This is a genomic window from Mesorhizobium sp. M7A.F.Ca.CA.002.09.1.1 (genome assembly GCF_003998555.1).
Lineage (GTDB): Bacteria > Pseudomonadota > Alphaproteobacteria > Rhizobiales > Rhizobiaceae > Mesorhizobium > Mesorhizobium ciceri.
Window position 1 is genome coordinate 1 of sequence record NZ_RZRR01000918.1, and the last position, 2,179, is coordinate 2,179.

The 2,179-nt window shown below is 60.6% G+C and carries 3 protein-coding genes; all 3 read left to right on the top strand.

Annotated features, from left to right (window positions below):
* Positions 1-673 (top strand): DUF2182 domain-containing protein (locus EN994_RS28315; RefSeq protein ID WP_127308005.1); only part of this gene is annotated, 673 nt, incomplete at its 5' end.
* A 14-nt stretch (positions 674-687) separates the two neighbouring features.
* Entirely contained in the window at positions 688-1,302 is a 615-nt protein-coding gene (locus tag EN994_RS28320) for a DUF1326 domain-containing protein (protein ID WP_063168004.1), read from the top strand.
* Between the two features lie 23 nt (positions 1,303-1,325).
* Positions 1,326-2,132 (top strand): phosphatidylcholine synthase, encoded by an 807-nt coding sequence (gene pcsA, locus EN994_RS28325; RefSeq protein ID WP_024503276.1) that lies wholly within the window; start codon positions 1,326-1,328, stop codon positions 2,130-2,132.
* The last annotated feature ends 47 nt before the right edge of the window (positions 2,133-2,179 follow it).

Consider the following 2,179-nt stretch of genomic DNA (forward strand, 5'->3'; position numbering starts at 1 on the left):
CCCCGATTTCCTGGAACGGTTCTCTGTGCTGTGCCTCTCACCGGTGCCTTTGGACGCAGGTCTCGGCTTGCGGGCCGGCGCGCTCGTTTCGATGTGGTTCCTGATGGCGATCGCGACGATGCTGCCTTCGGCGGCGCCGATGATACGCACCTATTGCGAGATCGCTGACACGGCACGCATCAAGGGCGAACCGGTCGTTCACCCGCTGCTGCTGGTCGCCGGCTATCTCAGCGTCTGGCTCGCCGCTTCAATTGTGTTCGCGGCGCTGACCTTGGCCGTCCATGCATTCGCTTCGTCAGCCGGGATTCTCGATCCGGTCGTCGGCATTGCCGGTGCGCTCGCTCTGCTGATTGCCGGCCTCTACCAGTTCAGCGGCCTGAAGGAAGCTTGCCTGAAGAAATGCAGGAACCCGTTCTCGATCCTTTTCGCGAGCTGGAGCGCAAGGCCCCTTAACATCTTTCGGCTCGGTGCCGCGCAAGGTCTGTGGTGTCTGGGCTGCTGCTGGGCCTTGATGCTGGTGATGTTCGCCGTGGGCGTCATGAACGTTTTCTGGATGGCGTTGATCGGCCTGTTCACCCTGATCGAAAAACAAACGGCCAGCAGGGTTCCAACCCGGCTGGCCGGTGCGATACTGCTTGTCTGGGCAGCCGCGCTGCTAGTAGTCTCGCTGTGAGTGGGGGAAAATCGATGGCAGACCAGAGCTGGGCGATGAAGGGAGAGCTCGTACTCTCCTGCAATTGCACGGTTTTTTGCCCTTGCGTGCTCTCGCTTGGCAATCATCCGCCGACCGAAGGCTATTGCCAGACATGGGCCGGGTTTCGCATCGATGCCGGCCATTTCGGTGAGGTCGATCTGTCCGGGCTCAATCTTGGGCTGATCATGGAAATCCCAGGCTATATGAGCCGCGGCAACTGGACCGCGGGCCTGTTCATCGACAGCCGCGCCTCTGTCTATGCGGTCAAGGCGCTGACAAAGATCTTCACGGGCAAGGCAGGTGGAACCACATCGCTGCTCTCAATCCTCGTCGGCAAATTCCTCGGTGTCGAGCAGGTGCCGATCACCTATGAGACGCGTGACAAAACGCGTATCTTCCAGATACCCAGGATTATCGACGGAGCGGTCACACCCTTCCAAGGCAAGGACCGTGACAAGGATACGGTGATCAGCAATTCGGAATACTGGATCGCGCCCGAGATCATCGTGGCCAGGTCCGACAAGAGCAAGGTGCGGGCTTTTGGCCGCAACTGGAATTTCGCCGGCCGTTCGGCCGAAATCTGCAAGCTGGATTGGCGGGGCCCGTGAGCAAGAACACAACGGCCAGGAATTTGGCAGCACGAAAAGCCGCCAAAAAGATCACGGACCGGATTCCGCGCCCGAAGAAGAAGGTCACCTGGCCGCAGGCGAGGGCGTTCTCCGTCCACCTTTTGACCGCCTCGGGGTCGTTCCTGGCCTTCCTGTCGCTCGTGGCGGCAAGTGAAGAGCGCTGGACCGCAATGTTCTGGTGGCTCGGGCTGGCCCTGTTCGTCGACGGCATCGATGGGCCGATCGCCAGAAAACTCGAGGTCAAGGAGATCCTGCCGACATGGTCGGGCGAACTGCTCGACAACATCATCGACTACGTGACCTACGTGCTGATCCCGGCCTTCGCGCTCTATCAGCGCGGCTTCATGGGCGAGGGCCTGTCATTCCTGTCGGCGGCGATCATCGTCGTTTCCAGCGCCATCTACTATGCCGACACCGGCATGAAGACGAAGGAGAATTTCTTCAAGGGATTCCCGGTGGTCTGGAACATGGTGGTGTTCACCCTGTTCGTCATCGAGCCCGGACAATGGGTTTCGTTCGCGGTGGTGGTGGTGGCCGGCGTCCTGACTTTCGTGCCGATCAACTTCATCCACCCGGTGCGGGTGGTGCGGCTGCGGCGCATCAACCTTGGGATGACCCTGTTGTGGTGCGCTTTCGGCGCGCTTGCCCTGGCCCAAGCGGCGCTCGCCGCCTTCTACGATCAGATCGGCGTGCTGGGCGAGCAGGTCAGCACCTTCACCAAGATCGGCATCACCATCACCGGGCTTTATCTTGCCTGCATCGGTGGCATCATGCAGTTCTTTCCCAATCTCGGTGCCAAAAAGGCCTGATCGGCCACTCCCACAGGGAGCCTGGCCCCACAAGCCTAGCCCACAGG